12 protein-coding genes are annotated in these 19,966 nt (G+C 44.6%); 6 read left to right on the top strand and 6 right to left on the bottom strand.

Features of this window, described 5'->3' with window-relative positions:
- The first annotated feature begins 33 nt into the window (after positions 1–33).
- The 5 genes from FHS68_RS15275 to FHS68_RS15255 all read left to right on the top strand — a co-directional run bounded on the left by FHS68_RS15275 (position 34) and on the right by FHS68_RS15255 (position 6,339).
- Complete coding sequence (locus tag FHS68_RS15275; RefSeq protein ID WP_167271617.1) at positions 34–2,571, top strand: phosphocholine-specific phospholipase C; 2,538 nt, start codon at positions 34–36, stop codon at positions 2,569–2,571.
- A 161-nt stretch (positions 2,572–2,732) separates the two neighbouring features.
- Positions 2,733–4,655, top strand: coding sequence for a molecular chaperone DnaK (dnaK, locus tag FHS68_RS15270; protein WP_167271615.1), 1,923 nt, complete (start codon positions 2,733–2,735; stop codon positions 4,653–4,655).
- A gap of 185 nt (positions 4,656–4,840) precedes the next feature.
- Positions 4,841–5,059, top strand: a complete 219-nt coding sequence (locus tag FHS68_RS15265; protein WP_167271613.1) for a hypothetical protein — start codon at positions 4,841–4,843, stop codon at positions 5,057–5,059.
- Positions 5,056–5,880 carry an SDR family oxidoreductase gene (locus tag FHS68_RS15260; RefSeq protein WP_167271611.1) on the top strand — a complete coding sequence of 275 codons (825 nt, stop codon included), beginning with the start codon at positions 5,056–5,058 and terminating at the stop codon, positions 5,878–5,880. Before FHS68_RS15265 ends, FHS68_RS15260 begins: the two co-directional genes overlap by 4 nt.
- 84 nt (positions 5,881–5,964) lie before the next feature.
- On the top strand, positions 5,965–6,339 hold the full coding sequence (locus FHS68_RS15255) for a VanZ family protein (protein ID WP_167271609.1): 375 nt from the start codon (positions 5,965–5,967) through the stop codon (positions 6,337–6,339).
- Here the strand turns inward: FHS68_RS15255 and pgi are convergent.
- Together pgi and FHS68_RS15245 are read right to left on the bottom strand one after the other, a co-directional pair.
- Positions 6,318–7,967: a glucose-6-phosphate isomerase gene (gene pgi / locus FHS68_RS15250; protein WP_167271607.1), complete on the bottom strand. Its 1,650-nt coding sequence runs from the start codon at positions 7,965–7,967 to the stop codon at positions 6,318–6,320. The two genes, FHS68_RS15255 and pgi, sit on opposite strands and share 22 nt — an antisense overlap.
- Positions 7,968–8,109: 142 nt before the next feature.
- The gene (locus tag FHS68_RS15245) at positions 8,110–9,306 is read right to left on the bottom strand and encodes a DUF5009 domain-containing protein (protein WP_167271605.1); all 1,197 of its coding nucleotides are present in this window, start codon (positions 9,304–9,306) and stop codon (positions 8,110–8,112) included.
- A gap of 206 nt (positions 9,307–9,512) precedes the next feature.
- Here FHS68_RS15245 and FHS68_RS15240 point away from each other — a divergent pair, with 206 nt between their 5' ends.
- A complete protein-coding gene (locus FHS68_RS15240) occupies positions 9,513–11,327 on the top strand; it encodes a glycosyltransferase (RefSeq protein ID WP_167271604.1) in 1,815 nt (604 codons plus the stop codon).
- Between the two features lie 7 nt (positions 11,328–11,334).
- On the opposite strand, the gene FHS68_RS15235 is transcribed toward FHS68_RS15240, so the two are convergent.
- The 4 genes from FHS68_RS15235 to FHS68_RS15220 are packed head-to-tail and all read right to left on the bottom strand — an operon-like array spanning position 11,335 to position 19,949.
- Positions 11,335–12,516 carry a PP2C family protein-serine/threonine phosphatase gene (locus FHS68_RS15235; protein WP_167271602.1) on the bottom strand — a complete coding sequence of 394 codons (1,182 nt, stop codon included), beginning with the start codon at positions 12,514–12,516 and terminating at the stop codon, positions 11,335–11,337.
- 42 nt (positions 12,517–12,558) lie between these two features.
- A complete protein-coding gene (locus FHS68_RS15230) occupies positions 12,559–13,389 on the bottom strand; it encodes a sensor histidine kinase (protein ID WP_167271600.1) in 831 nt (276 codons plus the stop codon).
- 34 nt (positions 13,390–13,423) lie between these two features.
- A complete protein-coding gene (locus FHS68_RS15225) occupies positions 13,424–17,158 on the bottom strand; it encodes a sensor histidine kinase (RefSeq protein WP_167271598.1) in 3,735 nt (1,244 codons plus the stop codon).
- Positions 17,130–19,949 carry a HEAT repeat domain-containing protein gene (locus FHS68_RS15220; protein ID WP_167271596.1) on the bottom strand — a complete coding sequence of 940 codons (2,820 nt, stop codon included), beginning with the start codon at positions 19,947–19,949 and terminating at the stop codon, positions 17,130–17,132. The genes FHS68_RS15225 and FHS68_RS15220 overlap by 29 nt, the downstream gene beginning before the upstream one ends.
- Between the last annotated feature and the right edge of the window lie 17 nt (positions 19,950–19,966).

The following is a 19,966-nucleotide window of genomic DNA, read 5'->3' as shown; positions in this document are numbered from 1 at the left end:
CCCGCCTCTCCGGCGGGATTTTTTTTATATCCTATGGACTCCAGAAGGGAATTTATAAAGAAAGCAAGCATGCTCACGGGCGCAGCCGGATTGTTCAGCGCGCTGCCGGCTTCCATTCAAAAAGCATTCGCTATTGATCCTAAAAAAGGCAGTACCTATCTGGATGCCGAACACGTGGTAATTCTAATGCAGGAAAACCGCTCTTTCGATCATTCCTTCGGTTCACTTCGCGGGGTAAGAGGTTTTAATGATCCGAGGGCGATGACCCAGCCGAATAAAAATTTGGTTTGGCTACAAACCAATGCTGCGGGAGAAACGCACGTTCCTTTTCGGCTTAATATGCGTGAATCCAATGCGACCTGGATGGGATCATTGCCGCACTCATGGCCGAATCAAGTGGATGCCCGAAATGATGGAAAATTTGATAAGTGGCTGATCGCCAAACAGGCTGGCCACAAGGATTATGCAAAAATGCCTTTAACCCAGGGATACTATAACCGCGAAGACATTCCTTTTTATTATGCGATGGCTGATGCTTTCACTGTCTGCGATCAGAATTTTTGCTCAGCACTTACGGGTACCACTCCAAACAGGCTGTATTTGTGGACTGGTACAATCAGGGAAAATCCGGATCCCACACATTATGCCAATGTGCGGAATGAAAATGTATCAGATACGCATGAGGCCACCTGGACAACTTTCCCTGAAAGATTGGAAGACAATGGTGTTTCGTGGAAAATATATCAGAATGAACTTAGCATTTTGACCGGTTTTACCGATGACGAAGATTCCTGGCTGGCTAATTTCACCGATAACCCAATCGAATGGTTTAGCCAATATCAGATCCGTTTTCATACCGGTTACCAAACCTATCTGAAAGCAAGACTCAAAGAATTGCCAGGCGAAATTCAAGATACCAAAGCACAGCTCGCGGCAATTTCTGCTGGTATAGAGAAGGATGTTCTTCTAAAGTCGCTCTCCAACAAAGAGGCTTTGCTTAAAACGGCCACAGAAGAGATCGTGAGATGGAGTCCGGAGAATTTTGAAAAGCTTTCTCAGAGAAGCAAAAATATCCATCAGAAAGCATTCACAACCAATAAAAAAGATCCTGACTATCGCAAGATCACGACAGTCAAATACATGGATGGCGACATCGAGCATGAAGCCAAAGCGCCGATGGGCGATATCCTTCATCAATTTCGCTCGGATGTTAAGACCGGGAGCCTGCCGACTGTTTCCTGGCTGGTCGCACCCTCCAACTTTTCGGACCACCCCGGTTCTCCCTGGTATGGCGCCTGGTATGTTTCCGAGGCCATGGATATATTGACTTCTGATCCGGAGGTTTGGAAAAAGACGATTTTCATTTTGTGTTATGATGAAAATGATGGCTATTTCGATCACGTGCCGCCATTTTCCGTGCCCAATCCGTATAAAGAAGATTCAGGTGCGGTTTCAGCTGGCATCGATTGCAAAACGGAATGGGTCACATTGGAACAGGATATGACTAAAAAATCAAAAAAAGAGAGCCGGGAAAGCGCAATTGGACTAGGGTATCGTGTTCCGCTCATTGTTGCCTCTCCCTGGAACCGTGGTGGAAATGTCTGCTCGGAGGTATTTGACCATACCTCTATCCTACAGTTTCTGGAAAAATTTGTAAGCCATAAAACGGGCAAGGAAATCAAGGAAACGAACATTAGTGAATGGAGACGAACAATTTGTGGCGATCTGACCTCTACCTTTACTCCCTATAATGGTGAAAAATTGCCGCTGCCAACATTCCTTGCCAGGGACGAATTTATGGAAGGCATTTACAATGCTAAATTCAAAAAGCTCCCGAATGGTTATAAGACTTTGACAGATACTGAAATTCAGCAAGTCAATAAGAATCCCTTACTTTCTCCGGTAATGCCAAAACAAGAGAAAGGAACCCGGAAGGCTTGCCCAATCTCCTATGAATTACAAGCGGACGGCTCGCTGAACTCTGACAAAAATGCATTTCAAATCAAGCTCCAAGCCAGAAATGGCATGTTCAAGGACAAAGCTGCTGGCGCACCCTTCATGGTTTATGCGCCTGGCAGATATAAAAATGAGATGATGAAGGTTTGGAATTACGCTGTTAAAGCGGGCGACTCTTTGCCTGCGACGTGGAATCTAACCGATTTTGAAGATCAGAAATACCATTTGATTGTCTATGGCCCAAATGGATTCATGAGAGAATACAAAGGGTCGAAAATTGGATCCGGTGTTAAAGTTGGCAGCAGCTATTCTACAGATAAGAATAAAAACTCACTAGGCATTTTAGTGGTCGAGCTTGCGAGTCCTGATAGTAATAAAAAGCAGACCGTTTTGATCAGAGATAACGCATATGGAGCTGCTGATCAAGTTATTAATCTTGATAATTCCATGGGCGGCAAAGCCATCGTTCCTTTGCAGCTTGAAAAAAATTCGAACTGGTATGATTTCTCAGTTATCATTCAGGACGAGCCGGATTTTCTAAGCCGCTATGCCGGCCATGTCGAAACAGGATACCTCAGCGAAAGTGACCCCTACATGGGGCAAATGATCAGTTAAGTATTTGTAATAAGTAAGCTTGAATACTCCTGACACTTTGTCACTCAAATTTTCTATTAAATATACTGGTACGAGGTTTTTAACGAATCTTGAAGTGTTCGGACATGTCCGACGACTAATAGATACAGAATCAAATTATACATAACTTTTAATATAGAACAATGGGAAAAATTATTGGCATAGACTTAGGAACAACGAACTCCTGCGTGGCTGTCATGGAGGGTAATGAGCCAGTTGTAATCGCTAACAGCGAAGGCGCACGAACTACTCCTTCCGTGGTTGCATTCATGGATAATGGTGAACGCAAAATCGGAGCACCGGCCAAACGTCAGGCGATCACTAATCCCAAGCATACTATCAGCTCCATAAAAAGATTTATGGGCAAAAAATATGATGACGTTGCCAGCGAACAAAAAACAGTCGCTTACACCGTAGATAAAGGCCCAAACAATACACCTCGTATACCAATCGGTGACAGGTTATATACTCCACAGGAAGTATCTGCATTTATTTTGCAGAAAATGAGACAAACTGCCGAAGATTATCTTGGTCAGGAAGTAACTGAGGCGGTGATCACCGTTCCAGCGTACTTCAATGATGCAGAACGTCAGGCGACAAAAGAAGCTGGCCAGATTGCTGGTCTTGATGTAAAACGTATTATCAACGAGCCTACTGCCGCAGCTTTGGCTTACGGTCTTGATAAACAGCATCTTGACATGAAAATTGCTGTTTTTGACTTAGGTGGTGGTACCTTCGATGTTTCAATACTTGAATTGGGTGACGGCGTTTTCGAAGTAAAATCTACTGATGGTGATACCCATTTAGGTGGTGACGACTTTGATCAGGTGATCATCAACTGGCTTGCAGACGAATTCCAGAAAGACGAAGCTGTTGACCTGAGAAGAGATCCAATGGCATTGCAACGTCTAAAAGAGGCTGCTGAAAAGGCAAAAGTGGAACTTTCAAGCTCAGCACAAACTGAGATCAACCTACCTTACATTTTCCCGGTTGATGGCATTCCAAAACACCTTGTACGCACATTGACGCGTGCGAAATTTGAGCAGCTTGCGGATACATTGTTCCAAAGAATGATGGAGCCTTGCAAAAAAGCAATGAAAAACGCGGGTTATACAAATAACGATATTAACGAAGTTATTTTAGTTGGTGGATCTACGCGTATTCCTCGTGTACAGGAAGAAGTGGAAAAATTCTTTGGCAGAAAACCTTCCAAAGGCGTTAACCCGGATGAAGCTGTGGCAATCGGCGCTGCAATTCAAGGTGGTGTTTTAACAGGTGAAGTGAAAGACGTTCTTCTTTTAGACGTAATTCCTTTGTCCTTGGGTATTGAAACGTTGGGTGGTGTGTTTACCAAATTAATTGAGTCTAATACAACGATTCCTTCTAAAAAAACAGAGACATTCTCGACTGCCGCGGATAATCAGCCCTCGGTTGAGATCCACGTTTTGCAAGGTGAACGTCCAATGGCAACTCAAAACCGGACACTTGGTAAGTTCCATTTGTCCGATATTCCACCTGCACAACGCGGTACACCACAAATCGAAGTAACTTTTGATGTGGATGCAAATGGTATCCTGCATGTGTCTGCAAAAGACAAAGGGACCAATAAAGAGCAAAAGATCCGCATTGAAGCTTCCAGCGGTTTAACCGATGCTGAAATCACCAGAATGCGTGAAGAAGCAAAAGCGAACGAAGCGGCTGATAAAGCCGAACGCGAAAAAGTTGAAAAGATAAATGGCGCGGATAGCTTGATATTCTCGACTGATAAACAGTTGAAAGAGTTTGGTGACAAACTTTCAGAAAGTAATAAATCTGCCATTGAGAGCGCATTAGCTGAGCTAAAAGCGGCTCATCAGAGTCAGGATTTGTCAGGAATCGATTCAGCAATGGAAAAACTGAATAGTGCATGGCAGGCTGCATCTCAGGAAATGTACGCACAGGGAGGTGAGCCTCAGCCTGGGGGCGCCCAGCCGGGCGGGGCGACTGGTAATCCAGGTGCCGGTGCAGCAGATGCTGGTAATGCTACTGATGAAGTGACGGATGTAAATTTTGAAGAAGTCAAATAAGGTCTTCGTTTTAAAAATCCCTGTCTGAAAAGATGGGGATTTTTTTATGCTTCATTCCATATAACCTCATTGAAAAATATTTAATAAAATAATTCCAGCTAAGTCCCGTTCTGGCATCAAATTTTAACAAAGCAAACTACACAAGTCATCAGTCACCAAACCTGTCGCTCAAATTCAATCTAAATATGGACACAAGGATCGCGTTACCAGAGTTAATGTATTTATCTCCTACCACCCGCGAAAAAGCGGTCACCATTGCGCAGGAGCTTTTGAGATCCCAAAACAATCTATCCCCACGCGAAGCAGTGTCCAAAGCAATCCTTATTGCAAAAAACTGGGCCGTTAAGAATGTTAACAGACGGGTTTGGAAAAAATTGAAGTCGTTTGAAAACGAGATGATATGACCGGTCCTGAGTTGAAATTCAAAGATCAGGTTGTTATTGTAACCGGTTCAAGTTCCGGCATTGGTAAAGCCTGTGCGATCTACTTCGCAAATCAAGGTGCGCATGTAGTAGTTAATTACAGTTCCAATGCGGAAGAGGGTCAGAATACATTGAATGAAATTCTGAACAAGGGCGGAAGCGCAATTCTTGTTCAGGCCGATGTAAGTCGGGAAGATGATGTACTGGCACTTTTCCGGGAAACAATTTCCAAATTCGGCAGACTCGATGTGCTCGTAAGCAACGCAGGCCTGCAAAAAGATTCACCATTTCTCGAGATGTCTTTGCAACAATGGCAGAAAGTTATTGATGTAAATCTGACAGGAATGTTTCTTTGCTGCCGTGCTGCCGCAAGGCAGTTTATTGAACAGGAGAAGAATGCCACTGAGACGTCTCATAGTGAGTTGTCAATTGGTAAAATCGTGATGATGAGTTCCGTACATGACGTGATTCCCTGGGCAGGACACGTCAACTATGCAGCTTCGAAAGGCGGTATCATGATGTTCATGAAATCCATTTCACAGGAACTCGCACCACATAAAATCCGCGTCAACTCAGTGAGCCCTGGCGCGATCAAAACGCCGATTAATAAAGAAGTGTGGTCTGATCCCGAAAAATATAAGGGGTTGATGAACCTGATTCCATACAAGCGTATCGGTACACCGCAGGACGTCGCAAAAGCGGTGGGCTGGCTTGCCTCAGACGAATCCGATTATGTAAACGGTGAAACACTATATATCGATGGAGGAATGACATTATATCCTGAATTTGCCGACAACGGTTGATGAAATAAACTTCATTATCAATTAAGCAGGGCGCCTCAATAACATTGGGACGCCTTTAACTTAGTAAAAAATTAAAAAATAGCTTTGATCCGATCATTGATTATTCTCCTTTCAAAACGTCCGTGGCTTGGCTGGTTTTGGACCTTACTTATTCTTGCTGCCTGCACCTGGCCAGGAAAAGACATTCCCGCCGCGCCCATCGTAGGATTTGATAAATTTGTCCATACCGGACTCTTCACAATTTGGATAATACTTTGGCTGCTGATTTATCCTCAAAAGACCGCGCTGCTCGTGACGCTGGGCATGGCGTATGGTTTAGGGTTGGAATTTTACCAGCAGCTTCTGCCATTTGACCGCACTTTTGATTGGTGGGATGCGGTGGCAGACGCTGCTGGTGTGATACTTGGCTTTTTGTTTACAACTTTCGTACTTAACCGTTATCGCCAACGCTTATACTGATTGATCAGGCCATTCGTAGAGCTGTCGTGATTATTTACAGGCCAGTCATTCTGCAATTCCGGATAGATTTTGTTCGCTAATTGCTTACCAAGCTCCACACCCCACTGATCGAAACTGTAAATGTTCCAGATCACGCCCTGCACGAAAATCTTGTGTTCGTACATGGCGATCAGGCTCCCCAGAACTTTGGGAGTTATTTTTTTTACCAGAATAGAGTTGGTAGGCCTGTTTCCTGAAAATATTTTAAAAGGCGCAATGGCGTCAATCTCTTCCGGCTTTTTCCCGGATGTCTTTAATTCCGCACGTACATCCTCGTCACTTTTACCATTCATTAAGGCTTCCGTTTGCGCGAAGAAGTTGGATAAAAGCATTTTATGATGATCTCCAATGGGGTTGTGGCTAATAGCAGGCGCAATGAAATCACAGGGAATCAGTTTTGTTCCCTGGTGAATGAGCTGATAAAAAGCATGCTGTCCGTTGGTGCCCGGTTCGCCCCAAATGACTGGGCCTGTCTGATAATTCACAGGCTTACCATTACGTCCCATGCTTTTTCCGTTGCTTTCCATATCTCCCTGCTGAAAATAAGCTGCAAAACGGTGCATATATTGATCGTATGGCAGGATAGCCTGCGTTTGTGCATCAAAAAAATCATTGTACCAAACGCCCAGCAATCCTAGTATCACAGGAATGTTGCGGTCCAGCTTGGTAGTCCTGAAATGCTTATCCATCTCGTGCGCTCCCGAGAGCAGCTGCTCGAAATTTTGAAACCCAATGGAACAAGCGATTGACAATCCGATTGCCGACCATAGCGAGTACCTGCCTCCTACCCAATCCCAGAAACCAAACATATTATCCGGATCGATCCCGAATTTTTCCACCTCTGGCTGATTCGTCGAAATTGCCACGAAGTGCTTTTTCACAAACTTCTGATCTACTGCCTTTTCTAGAAACCAGCTTCGCGCACTGTGTGCATTAGCCATGGTTTCCTGGGTTGTAAATGTTTTGGAAGCGATCATGAACAATGTCGTTTCCGGATTCAGCAATTTGACAGTCTCCGCAATGTGCGTACCATCAACATTAGAAACAAAATGGACACTTAATCCATCCTTACCGTAGGCTTTTAAGGCTTCGGTAACCATTACAGGGCCCAAATCACTGCCGCCGATCCCGATATTAACGATATCCGTAATTTCCTTTCCAGAATATCCTTTCCAGGATCCTGACCTTACTTTTCCCGAAAACTCCTTCATTTTAGCCAATACCTCATTTACATCAGGCATCACATCCTTTCCATCCACCAATACCGGCTCATTGGAACGGTTACGAAGGGCAGTGTGCAACACAGCGCGTGCTTCTGTGGCATTAATCTTTTCCCCCTTAAACATTTGTTCGATTGCACCGGACAACCCAGCTTCTTCGGCCAGTTGAATCAGGTAAGAGCGGGTACGGGAAGTGATCCGGTTTTTGGAATAATCAACTAATATGTCACCAAAACGAATGGAGAATTTTTTGGAGCGTTCCGGGTCTTCTTCAAAAAGCGCTTTGATATGCTTTTGAGATAGCGTTTTATAATGGGATTTCAGCTTTTTATAGGAAGGTAATTGATCAAAAGGCACGTTCGGTAGCATTTCTTGTTGTGTTATGGTAAAAAAATCAACCTGGAACTCGCAAAAATATGACTTTACAGCACTTAAACGACTTTTCCGTCTTTATCCTGCGTCACATACTACCATATAAAGACGAAGAGTCGCCAATTTACCACCCAACTATTCAAATCTTCAGTTTAATCCCGATCCTATTTATAAAACCGGTAACAATGATTACGAGAAATGAAAAACACATGGACTTCACTAATCCTATTACGCCAGTCCGAAAATACATTGGCAAGCTAATGCCCAGCAATGTAATGACCGCATACCACACATATGGGACAAGGTAACAGGTAAGGGTAGAAGTTCCAGCAGGCTTTAACACATTCGCCCAGCTTTTGATTTTTTGTAAATCGACCAGCCAAAAGAGGAATGCAAAGGCAAAAAAGCTGATTCCACTGCAAATGCCAACCCAGGCCGGCGTAGCTCTGATTTTGGAAATACCCCAAAAAGGACGTGTCCCTAAACCATAGAAAAAGCAGATAAGGCCCAAAACAGCTAAAATCAAGAGGTAACCATAGCCTACAGCATTCTTCCTGCTATATAATCTGTAGATAACCGATGCGGTGACGCCGCCCATTGTAAACGCGGGCATAGAACCGCTTCCAACAATCCAGACGTATTTTCTGATGGGATCAAGAAAGGATAGCATGTTCGCAAAATCTGCCAGGTTAAATAAAATCAGGAACAACCAGCCCGCAATGATTCCGACAAGATTGTCGCCGGCAAAAAGATAAATGATAGCACAGATCAGATACGACCAGCCAATGAGCCCCAGGATACCATACCAGTGCGTCCCCATTCCGGAGGGGTTTTCAGGATCTCCACCTTTATAAATGACAGCGAGCCCGGCCAGAATAATATAACCCACAATTTTCAGACTGGTGTATTTCAAATCACTGCTTTTGGGGTAGACATTCCAAATCAGAAAAAAGGCAAAAACCATGAGAAGTGACCAGACGTGTTTGCTGATAACCATTCCGGGATTCAGCGCACTTTCGAGATTGACCAAAAAGATACCCATCAACAGCAGCGCAAATGTGCGTTCCGCAATGTGAAAGAGAATGATCCCATTCCCATCCCCTTTTGTTTGCCGGTGAGCAATCGCAAATGGGATAGATAGACCTACAATAAATAGAAATCCAGGAAAAACCACGTCCGAGACACCCATTGCATCGTCCTTGCCTTTGCTGTGTTCCAGCCACCAGGGAACGCCTTCCAGCGTCCAGAGATCATTTACAAAAATCATCATGAACATGGTCACCGCCCTGAAAATGTCGATCGCGTCCAGACGAAGTGAAGGAGATGTTTTGTCCATTTTTTATGAAAAGGGTTATAAATCCGAATATAATCTATTGTCCATAACATTACAATTCCAGGCAAGAGAACGCCTCAGTGCTAACTTTGGCTGTTTTACATCCCAATTTTTCTGTTTTGCATTCTATATCTCCTATTGACTTTCAGTCCAACCTATTTTTAATTGAAAAATGCTGCTTAACGTTATTTAATTTATCCTCTTGCCAGTTGAGACCGGACACGCTTCTTTTCGAGATTGCCTGGGAAGTCTGTAACCAGATTGGTGGGATATTCACGTACGTAAAGTCGAGAATACCAACCATGCTGGATAATTATGGTGAAGATTATATGTTAATCGGACCATATATTCCGGAAAAAGCAAAACTTGATTTCAGGGCTATTCGTGATCCCGAGGATTCGCCGCTGGCCGATGCTATACAACATGTCCGGAACCTGGGCCATGAAGTACATTATGGCTACTGGCTATTGGAAGAAGCAAGGCCCAAAGTGCTGCTGATCAAGCCGACTTTACATAAGCATCAAAGCGATGAAGTGAAAACCAGGTTGTGGAACCGGCATCAAATCTCTTCCATTGATGCGGACCCGATGGTTGATCAGGTAATTGCATTTGGAGAAATAATAAGGATCTTTCTAACCGAACTGGTAAGTCGAATCGACATTAACCAGGACGTGCTGGCACATTACCACGAATGGATGTCCGCAACAAGCCTGATTGAATTGGTTGCTGACAAGGTTAGGCTTGCGACGGTCTTTACCACCCACGGTACTATGTTAGGAAGATATCTGGCTCCCAATGAAAGGCAGTTTTATCTAAACCTACCGACCTATAACTGGGCTGAAAAGGCAAAGGAATATGGTATTGAAGGAAAGGTGATGATCGAGAGAATTGCAGCAAAGTCAGCACATGTATTTGTAACAAGCAGCTCGCTGATTGCGAGGGAATGTGAAGTGTTTTTAGACAGATCGCCTGACAGCATTATTCGTAGTGGAATTAGCAGAAAGCCGGGCTTTGGCCACGAAGTTTTTGAAAAACACCTGGAAAAGCGTTCCAAAATTGACGCCTTCGTAAAGGCGCTGATCTCCCCGAGTTATCATGTCAAAATAGATAAGACGCTCTACTTTTTCACGTCCGGGCGTTATGAATATCGCAACAAAGGTTTTGATATTACCCTTGAAGCAATTGCCAGGCTTAATTATGAGCTGACGAGGGTAAAATCAGACGTGACCGTTGTTTTTTTTATTATTTCAAAACAACCGTTCACTCATATTCGTCCAGAGGTATTGGAAGCGAAACAGCGATACCAGGATCTTCAAAAAATTTGCAAAAGGATCAGTGCCAAACTGGGCCCGCGTATATACACCAATGTTACCGGCGAAAAAAGCCTTCGCCTACCTGATCTGAATGAGTTGGTCGACGACGAACTGAAACTTACCTGGCGTCAGGCAATCGCGCTTTTCAAAAGGGAAGGGCTTCCGCCGGTGACGACGCATCAACTGCGTCAGGAGGATGAGATAACCAATTTCTTAATGCAGGCTGGTTTGAATAACAATGAAAATGACCGCGTGAAAGTCATTTACCATCCCGATTTCATCGACCGCGCCACATCATTATTTTCCATGGACTACCTGGAATTTGTAAGAGGCTGCCACCTTGGGGTCTTTCCGTCCTCATATGAACCCTGGGGATACGCACCTATGGAAACCGTAATGCATGGCACACCAGTCATTACAAGCGATTTATCCGGATTCGGCCAATACATCAGAAGTGCCTTGGACCCGGAAGATAGCGACGAAGTCAAAGTTCTGAATCGTCGCTATCGGTCCGATGAAGAAACCATTCATCAGCTCACTGAGATATTGCGCAGCTTCGTAGAAGCGTTTGACAATCAGCAATATATACCCAGGTCAAGCCTGTCCAAACATTTGATGGATTCGCTCTGCTGGACCGAGCTGCAGCGGTATTATAAAGAAATTTACCGGCTCGCCATGATTCGTTATCAGCCTGTGGCTGATTTGTATTAGGCTGGTTTTAACTCCCCAAATACCGCAGCGACAGCATCGTTATATCATCAAACTGATTGGCGGCGCCGATGAATTCGATCAGGCTAGCCAGCGTCGCTTCATTCATTTCCTTTGCGGTTTCCTTGGTTGAGCCGTCGCCTGTGGTGAAGAAATCCTGTAAGTAATGCAGGCCATATCTTGCACCGGCCAGGTTGTTTGCATCAGTCACGCCATCTGTATATAATACAAATTTGTCGCCTGGGTTCAACGTAACGGAATGTGATTCGAATTCGAAGGCGCTATCGAAACAAAGTGCCATTCCGCCTTGCTTTTTTATCAGCTCAGTCTGCCCGTCGGCGCGGATAATAATAGGCGGTTCGTGACCTGCGTCTACATACTCAATGACTCCCGTCTTCACATTCATAATGCATACAAAGGCAGTTATGAACATAAATGATGAATTGTCTTCACTCAGGAATTGATTCACAATTTTTACTTTCTCGCAAATATTATCGCTATTTCGATTCGAAAATTGACTTTTGAAGATCGCCTTACCAATTGCCATGAACAGCGCAGCTGGAATCCCCTTATCCGAGACGTCGCCGATCATGAAAAACAAATGCTCGGAATCCATCATAAAATAATCATACAAATCACCACCTACCACTTTCGCAGGATGAATGAATGCATGGAGATCAACCCCGGCTTTTCCAATATTCGCCGGTACTGTTTTTGGCAGCATAGAACTCTGGATTTCCTTCGCCACACTCAGATCATTCTGGATGGCAATCAGCTGCTCCCGGCCTCTTTCCAGGCTCGACAACATTTCGATGTGATCTACCGTCTTCGATATGGTAATCTCAAGATCTTCAAAATTTACCGGCTTGGTGATAAAGTCAAAAGCACCCCGGTTCATGGCGGTACGAATGTTGTCCATATCCCCATAAGCCGATACCATGATTGATTTCAGCAATGGATTTTGCTTTTCATTGATTTTGGAAAGAAAAGTCAACCCATCCATGCCGGGCATGTTGATATCCGAAAGGATCAGAGTAATATCTTCCGTTTCCTCCAATTTTTGCAACGCCTCTATCCCATTGTTCGCAAACACAAACTCGTACTTTTTATCCCTGATCTGTTTTCTGAACAATTGGAGAATCAGCATCTCCATATCCTGTTCATCATCCACACTTAATATCCTGATAGCCATTATCTCAAATAATTTGATTGATTTTATGATTTCTTTTTTTTCCTAAGCAGGAATCTGTATCCTAAACTCAGTTCTTACACCCAGCTCCGACGTTACGCCGATTTTACCTTTATGCGTGTCGACAATGCTGGAATAGGTAAGTGATAACCCCAACCCAGTGCCTTTACCCTGCGGCTTAGTGGTAAAAAATGGCTGGAAAAGTTTGGAAACAACTTCTTCAGGAATGCCGATGCCGTTATCCCAGACCCTGATGTCAATTTCATCATTTAATCTGCTTGTAGAAATGCCAATCACGGGATCGTATTTATCCAAACCCTGCTTTCGCTTCTCATTCACCGCATAGCAGGCGTTGTTGACCAGGTTCACGATCACCCGTCCAAATTCTCCCTGGGCGATTTGTACCTTGCCCACATTTGGATCAAGGTTATACTGGAGCGTAACATTAAACTCTTTGTCTTCCCCCCTCACACTTTGATAAGCCAGCTTGCTATATTCTTCCAGAAGCTGGTTCAGATCGGTAGGTTCCATGACTGCGCCGTCCGACCGTGTTTGCGCCAGCATGCCCTGTATGATCCGTTCGATGCGCTTACCATTTTCATTGATTTTCAGTAAGTTCTGAGATAGCGTGTTCAGCAGATCTTTTTCATCCGCCAGATCATCTTCCTTCAGATCAACCAATTGCTTCCCGGCGATCTCCCTAATTTCTTCCACGAGGCCCTGCGAAAGCCTTGAAAAATTGTTCACAAAACTGACGGGGTTTTTAATTTCATGCAGGATACCAGCACTCAACTGACCAATTTCGGCCAGTTTGTTCAGCTCAATGATTTTTTGCTGATACACTTCAATGTCTTTGTCGGTTGTTTCCGGTCCCATGTGCATGGTCATTTAAATGGTAAAGGTTTGGCGGCTATTTGACGACCGGAAGTATAATATCAACCTCGGTAAATTCCCCTTCCTTGGAATTGACCAACATTCTTCCTTTATGAAATTCAATGATATCCTTGCTCATATACAACCCGAGCCCCGTACCCTTTGAGGTGGGTTTAGTTGTAAAAAATGGGTTAAATAACTGCTCTGTTTCTTTCAGTGCAATGCCTTTTCCGTTATCCTTTATACGGATGCAAATGTTTCCGTCGAGCGGTTTCGTGGATACAATGACCTCAGGTTCAAATGCTTTGTCCAATTTTGCCTTCTCGGCCAAGGCGTAACATGCGTTGCTGATTACATTTGTAAGTACCTGCGTGAATTCATACGGCAGTAAACTCACTTTCACAGGATTCGTATCCAATGCAAAGCTTAGTTTCACTTTTGCATCTTTGTATTCATTCAGAACTTCCTGGATTGCCGACTTCGATTTGGATTCCAGGAATGGATTCAGATCAGTTACAAAAAACTCCGTTGATTTGCCCTTTAACAGCTTTTGCATGTCCTTGACAATCCGCGTCGTGCTGTTTCCATGTTCATATATTTTTTCAAGATTCTTATGAAGCATATCAAAGCCACTGTCCAGATCGTCCTTTTCATCCTCCGAAAGCCCATCCTGATGCTTGTCCGTCACTTCAGTTATCTCTTTCAACAACTTTCCGGACGATTGGGAGAAATTGTTAATGTAGTTCAATGGGTTCAGGATCCGGTCTACAATTCCTTTGGTAAGGCTGCCGACCGAGGCTAGCCTCTCCTGTCTGATGAGTTCCTCCTGGGTAGATTTTAGATTAGAAAGTGTGTTTTCAAGATCTTCCAGAATGTTGGTTTTAATGTAAGCTCCAATCAAATGTTCTTTCAAATTTTTAACCATCGTGAAATCCCGGTCCCTGAAAGCATTTTCCCTATCCATATTTTCCAGGGTAATGTAGCTTTTTACGTCTCCCTCCACCCGGATCAGAATGGTGATCAGCGATCTTGGCGTAAATACTTCATCAATCGAATCATTCACATTTTGCGCACGGAAATTATTTTTTAAGAAAATATCTTCATAAACCTCCTCACCCCTGTCCGCATATCGTTGCCGGGCCTGCTTTGCGGTCAGCCTCACATCCTCCACATTTGCATTTTTAACAGCACCCGCTAACGCGATAAACTGGTAATTATCAGTCGATTTATTGTATATAAGGGCAGACGCACCATCTACGTTCTGAAATTCACAAAGGCGGTCGAGAACGAGCTGAAACAACTTTTGAGTGTTAACTTCCCCATTGATAGCCTTTACAAACTCATCAATCCTTTCCAGCTGGTCATTTGTAGCCGACAGTTCTTCCGACTGATGTTCCAGCTCTTCTTTTTGGTTGACAACCTCTTCGGTACGTTCCAGGATCATAGTTTCTAGCTGCCGTTTTTCGCGAATGATCCTACGCAGGCGCCAGCGTACCAAAAAGTAAATGATGACGGCAAAAGTCAGGACATACAGCGCGATCATGAACCAGTGCCTGTACCAGGGGGTCAGGATCGTAAGCGGGAAAACGGCTTCCTGTAACACATTTTTGTAAACATCGCGCGCCCGCACTTTGAAAACATATTTACCCGATGGAAGCCCGTTATATTCTTTCCTCGACAATGGGCCCCAATCGGACCAGCCGCTATCGTAATTTTCAAGCAGATACTGGTATTCGGTCACCTGATTGCTGTGGAAACTGGGCAATGCAAATTCAAAAATCACATTGTTTTGCTTGTAAGGAAGCGTAACCGCATCCGTAATGACACTATCCGGATTAAATGGAATCATGCCTTTTTGCGTCGCTATGCTTCGGAGGAGCACCGGATATTTATACACATATTGCTGAGGTATCTGCATATCAAGCCGGTAAAGCCCCTGATCACCACCCAGCCAGGTACTCCCATTTTCGTCCGGATAAATTACTCCGAATGGTATTTCGGCAATAGGTAGCAAAGGCGTTTCAATAACATCAAAACCGGTTGTGGCCCTTTTTCGGAAGAATGTTGCTGATTTTTTATCTCCCCGCGTCGTCCATATATTTCCTTTATTATCTTCCCTTATCCTATCAAACCAAGCTTTTTCGCCGTGCAGCCAATCCGCCCTTAAAAATCTGTCTGTCTGTGGTTGGTATTCAAAAAGGCCATCCTTATTGGAAGCGATCAGCTTTTTATCATAAAATGCCAGCTTATTATATAGCGGGCTAAGTATTCCCTGAGCCTCCGAAAATCGCTTAACAGCTCCGGTCGACGGATCTAGTTTCAGGATTCCATCGGATAGTGTTTCCAGCCATAATGTCCCGGCAGGAAATTCGGTAGCACCTACAATTTGTTCATTGACATTTTTAAACCTGCCGGGAATCCAGCTGTTTCCACTTTTTCTAAACACTGCCAGTCCGTCCTCGAGGCCAACATACAATTCCGTCCCAGATTGCGAAGCTGTAACGCTCAGAGAAAAATCATTAGTAACATTTGTCAATGCACCGTTATTCGTCCACTCAAACAAACCCTTATTGGAAGATATATAGAGCCTGCCGCCCGCCTCATCAAAGCCAAGACAACTGCCGGGAAAGTTTCGGACCCGAATCACCCGGTTGTTTTCAATGTAATATAAGCCATACAGTGTCCCGACCATGAGCCTGCCCTGAAAACGCATGATGGAAGTTACAGCCCCTTTCAGGCCGCCAGCTGCATCGAAAACGGAGATCGGCGACGATAGATCGAACCTGGCGATACCGTCGTTCAATGCAAGCCATAGATTATGGTCGCGGTCATTGAACATTGCGCTAACCTGACTGTCACCAATGCTGCTATCGGGATCAACTGGATAATAAATATCACCTGAATCGGTCATAATCAGTATCCCACCGAATGCCGTACTTATTGCCACACGCCCGTCCTCCATCCGGACAGCAGCAGTAACCTTATCGCGGATCAGTGTCGGATTGGCATTGCCGGAAACCGCCTCAATACGATTGTTGCGTAAACGAAAAGCGCCTTGACTGGTCGTCAGCAGCAATGCTGAGTTACCGTTGAGCGGGACCACAGCTGCCAGGTCGAGCAGGACTGGTACATCCGCATTTTGTTCAATTTTCGACACCTGGCCGTTGTCCATTGCGAGCATGCCTTTGTTTCTCGCGTAAACAATGATGCGGTTTTTATATGGAAAGGCTGATTGGATCCGAAGATCGTGACGGCTGATTTTAACACTCCTACCATTCCAGAAGAAATTAGTCCGATCGGTAACAAACCAGGCACCTCCCGCAACCGGAACAATCCGAATTACCTGGGTAGGTTTTTCTTTCAGCCCCGACGAAAGGCTAACAAACCTGTGTACGCCAAGTGAATCGTATTTGAGGTAGCCAAATTCACCATTGGCTCCCACCAGCACCCTATTCTTTGAATCCGTCACCAAAGCCGAAACACGCGTGACATTCTCGGTTTGAATGGTATTCCAGGAAACACCATCATATTCAAGTACCCCTGCAAAATTGGCAAAATACATTACACCAGATTTGTCCTGCGTAATCGCAAAATTCTGGTCATGCGCATGATATTCCGATGATTGGAACATGCTCGCCATAGGCCGCCCCACTTCTGGTTCAGCGGCGATGACATCGCTACGCCGCAAGCGCTGCGCCCAACCGGGACTTAACCCTGCCAGCATGCTAAGCAAAAGTAAAAAACTACCGAACCTCCGCACTTTCAGTCCCATTTTGGGTAATATTAAGATCTCTTAAAAGATAATTTTCAATGATATAGAACTCCGTGTTTTCCAACACATTAGGAATCATCGCCGCTCCCGTTTCCTTTAATTCTTCAATCGTCCTGAGTTCCCCCGCACCGATTACTCCCGCTTTTGAGAAAAACAATTTTCCATAAGTAATCAGGATAGACAGGTCGGGCGCATTCGTGTGCTTGCGCAGGTCAATAACCTCACCCTCCTCATCCTGAAAATAGGCCGAATTGAGCTGGATCTTTTGGAGTTCGCCGTTGAGCAGTTGACTCAATGCTGTGGTTTCCCGTAACCTCCGCAGCTTACAAATCAACAGGTCTTCCTCAGTAGCAAGCCATTCGAGCGGTTTCATGATCTGAAGATGGAATTGGTCCCCATTTCGTGACATAACTTCAAACAATGCGCGGAATCTTGCAGGATTTACGATCCTCAAAATGTAAAAGGCCGTTTGCGAAATAACCTTGGAGCGCGAAACAGCATTGGACACCAGCACAGCTGTCACATTTTCAGACGGAAAGTGCCTCAATTCTCTGATCGCCACGGCCTTAGTCCATCTGGAAATTCGGGTATAGTCCTTGTTAATAATGTCTGTCAGCCTTTCTTCAACAGAAAGCTCGGTCTGCGCGAAGATTTCGCTATAACGATTGCGCATTTCATCGAGCGAATCGCTGTCGAGATAGGGCAGTATTTTGTTTTTTACGTTTTCCGGCAGCAAAAGATCTGCTATTTCGGTAAGATAATCCCTTGCATCAGTCGCCTGATCACCTTTAAGCAATCGAACCACTCTGAACCTTGAGCCATACACCACCTCGAGAACCGCAAAGGCTTTGAGAATGATCCTTTCCTTTTCCCGTTCCAGGTTCAGGATCAATTGCGTTTCTGGCCCATAATCATCTGTAACGTCGTACTGCACAGCCAGTAGCCATGCAAATGTTCTCAAATGTTCGTCCAGCTCATTCAGCAAATAAATCCGTTCGGTACTGTTACAGCAATAGCTTAAATTTTTTAATGCCGCCACCACTTTATCCTTTACAAAACGGTTCGGATGTTCGAGGTTGCGTCTCAGGAACCGCACGGCCTCTTCACCTCCAATATTTTGAACAATTTTGAGCAAATGAAGCTGACGGTACCGGTTTTCACTATTGCTAATAAATGATTTCTCAATGTATTTCAATAAAGGAATTCCGGATTTTGACAAAGCCTCAAAAGTGATTGAATAATAACGGTCTGCGTCCAATTGCTCCATCAGATATGGCCAGAGCTCAGGCCTTCTCAGCTCTCCTGCTGTGTAGATTGCAGCGCTCCGAACTTCAATACTCGAATCCTGTAATAGTGGGATGAGGTATTTATAGGAAGAAAAACGATTGGAGGCACCCAGTCCAATTGTCGCTTCGATCCGTTCCGCTTCATTTTGAGAAAAGATCTGGTTTACCAGTTCGTCAAATGTCTTTTCACCGGGTTGGTAATGAGGTGCATAAAGGTCCGTTTTCGAAGGTTTGGCCGGGAACCGGAAAACTTTTTCCCTTACCATCTTTTTATACGAGTTCTGGCCCATAAAGGCTACAAGTGCCCAGCCGACTGCTACGATCAGAAATAGGATTGATAGCGGAAGCGCTTCCAGATGGGCCAGATTTACGAGTACAAAAAGGAGTAACCCGGCTGTCAACCCGCCCATGGCCTTGGCGCGCCCCTCAATTCTTCCCTGTATATTCAAGCGAAACCTGGCCTGGATTGGCTGATAAAGAACCTGATACGCTGGTTCACTAATGGCCTTGCGGATCGCGCTCATGAAAAACCTTGACAGCGCGACACAAGCAAAGAAGATAGCCGCAGTATCATATCCTAAACCATAAATAACCGAGACCGCAAAGCTGAAAACCAGGCTGATTGGAAGCGCCAAAAGTCCTATTCGCAGCCCGTACTTGCTGATCAGCTTATTGTACAGGAATGTTTTGATGAAAAATTCAAGAATGGCGCAGATACCAAAAAATACACCCAGAAAACTTGCCAGCGATTCCTTGTTGGGGAATATATTTCTTGACTCTGTGAAAAAAATATATTCCACATAAAACAATGCAAAAACCGGTAAAAGCGCCAATAAAAAGATATTCCGGTAGTAAGTTCGGTTCACAGCATTCTCTGGTGCCTGTTCCGAAGAGGTACGGCCCGCTTCATTCACCGAATGTTCCGCAGTAACATATTTTTTGTGGATTTGCCTGAGTAGAAACGCGCAGACAATCAAAAAGGCCACGGCAATGATCAGCAGGAAATCGATCGGGAATATTTTAAGTAAAGCAGGAACGGCCAGGTACATGATCACCGAAGAAAACACATCGCCCGTGTTGATCAGGGAGGATAATCTCTTGGATTGCTGGAAGTTGAACAACTTCACCACCACCGCCCAGAATGTTACCCCATTGACCAGGACGAAAACGCGGTTCCATATAAAGAGGACAAAGAAAACCCACCGACTGCCTGTAAAATGATAAGTGAGCAAAAAAGCAGCAATGGAGACGATCAGGAAAATGAGCATATTTTCTGCCAGCTTGTCGAATGGCAGTTTCTTTTGCAGCCGCGTGACGCCAATGCCAACCAAATAGATGAAAATTCCACCCACGACATACACCTGTGGCACAATAAGCCTATCGAAACTGACCAGGAATGACGACGCGACAACGGTATAGAACAATGCGGTGGCACCACCCATAAAAAACGAGTAGGACATCAGCAAAGCAACGAGTCCTTCCTCGTCCTTTCTGATGTTGAGCATCCGCGATATGTTTCTAA

The organism is Dyadobacter arcticus, assembly GCF_011762185.1.
GTDB lineage: Bacteria > Bacteroidota > Bacteroidia > Cytophagales > Spirosomataceae > Dyadobacter > Dyadobacter arcticus.
The sequence above is the reverse complement of the archived record's forward strand: the minus strand, read 5'-3'. Positions and strand labels throughout refer to the sequence as shown.

What these genes read in the sequence shown, in the direction of transcription:
- FHS68_RS15225 (WP_167271598.1), bottom strand. Translation starts at nt 17,158, where the DNA reads ATGGGACTGAAAGTGCGGAGGTTCGGTAGTTTTTTACTTTTGCTTAGC.
- FHS68_RS15230 (WP_167271600.1), bottom strand. Translation starts at nt 13,389, where the DNA reads ATGGGACCGGAAACAACCGACAAAGACATTGAAGTGTATCAGCAAAAA.
- FHS68_RS15275 (WP_167271617.1), top strand. Translation starts at nt 34, where the DNA reads ATGGACTCCAGAAGGGAATTTATAAAGAAAGCAAGCATGCTCACGGGC.
- FHS68_RS15235 (WP_167271602.1), bottom strand. Translation starts at nt 12,516, where the DNA reads ATGGCTATCAGGATATTAAGTGTGGATGATGAACAGGATATGGAGATG.
- FHS68_RS15260 (WP_167271611.1), top strand. Translation starts at nt 5,056, where the DNA reads ATGACCGGTCCTGAGTTGAAATTCAAAGATCAGGTTGTTATTGTAACC.
- FHS68_RS15220 (WP_167271596.1), bottom strand. Translation starts at nt 19,949, where the DNA reads ATGCTCAACATCAGAAAGGACGAGGAAGGACTCGTTGCTTTGCTGATG.
- pgi (WP_167271607.1), bottom strand. Translation starts at nt 7,967, where the DNA reads ATGCTACCGAACGTGCCTTTTGATCAATTACCTTCCTATAAAAAGCTG.
- FHS68_RS15245 (WP_167271605.1), bottom strand. Translation starts at nt 9,306, where the DNA reads ATGGACAAAACATCTCCTTCACTTCGTCTGGACGCGATCGACATTTTC.
- dnaK (WP_167271615.1), top strand. Translation starts at nt 2,733, where the DNA reads ATGGGAAAAATTATTGGCATAGACTTAGGAACAACGAACTCCTGCGTG.
- FHS68_RS15265 (WP_167271613.1), top strand. Translation starts at nt 4,841, where the DNA reads ATGGACACAAGGATCGCGTTACCAGAGTTAATGTATTTATCTCCTACC.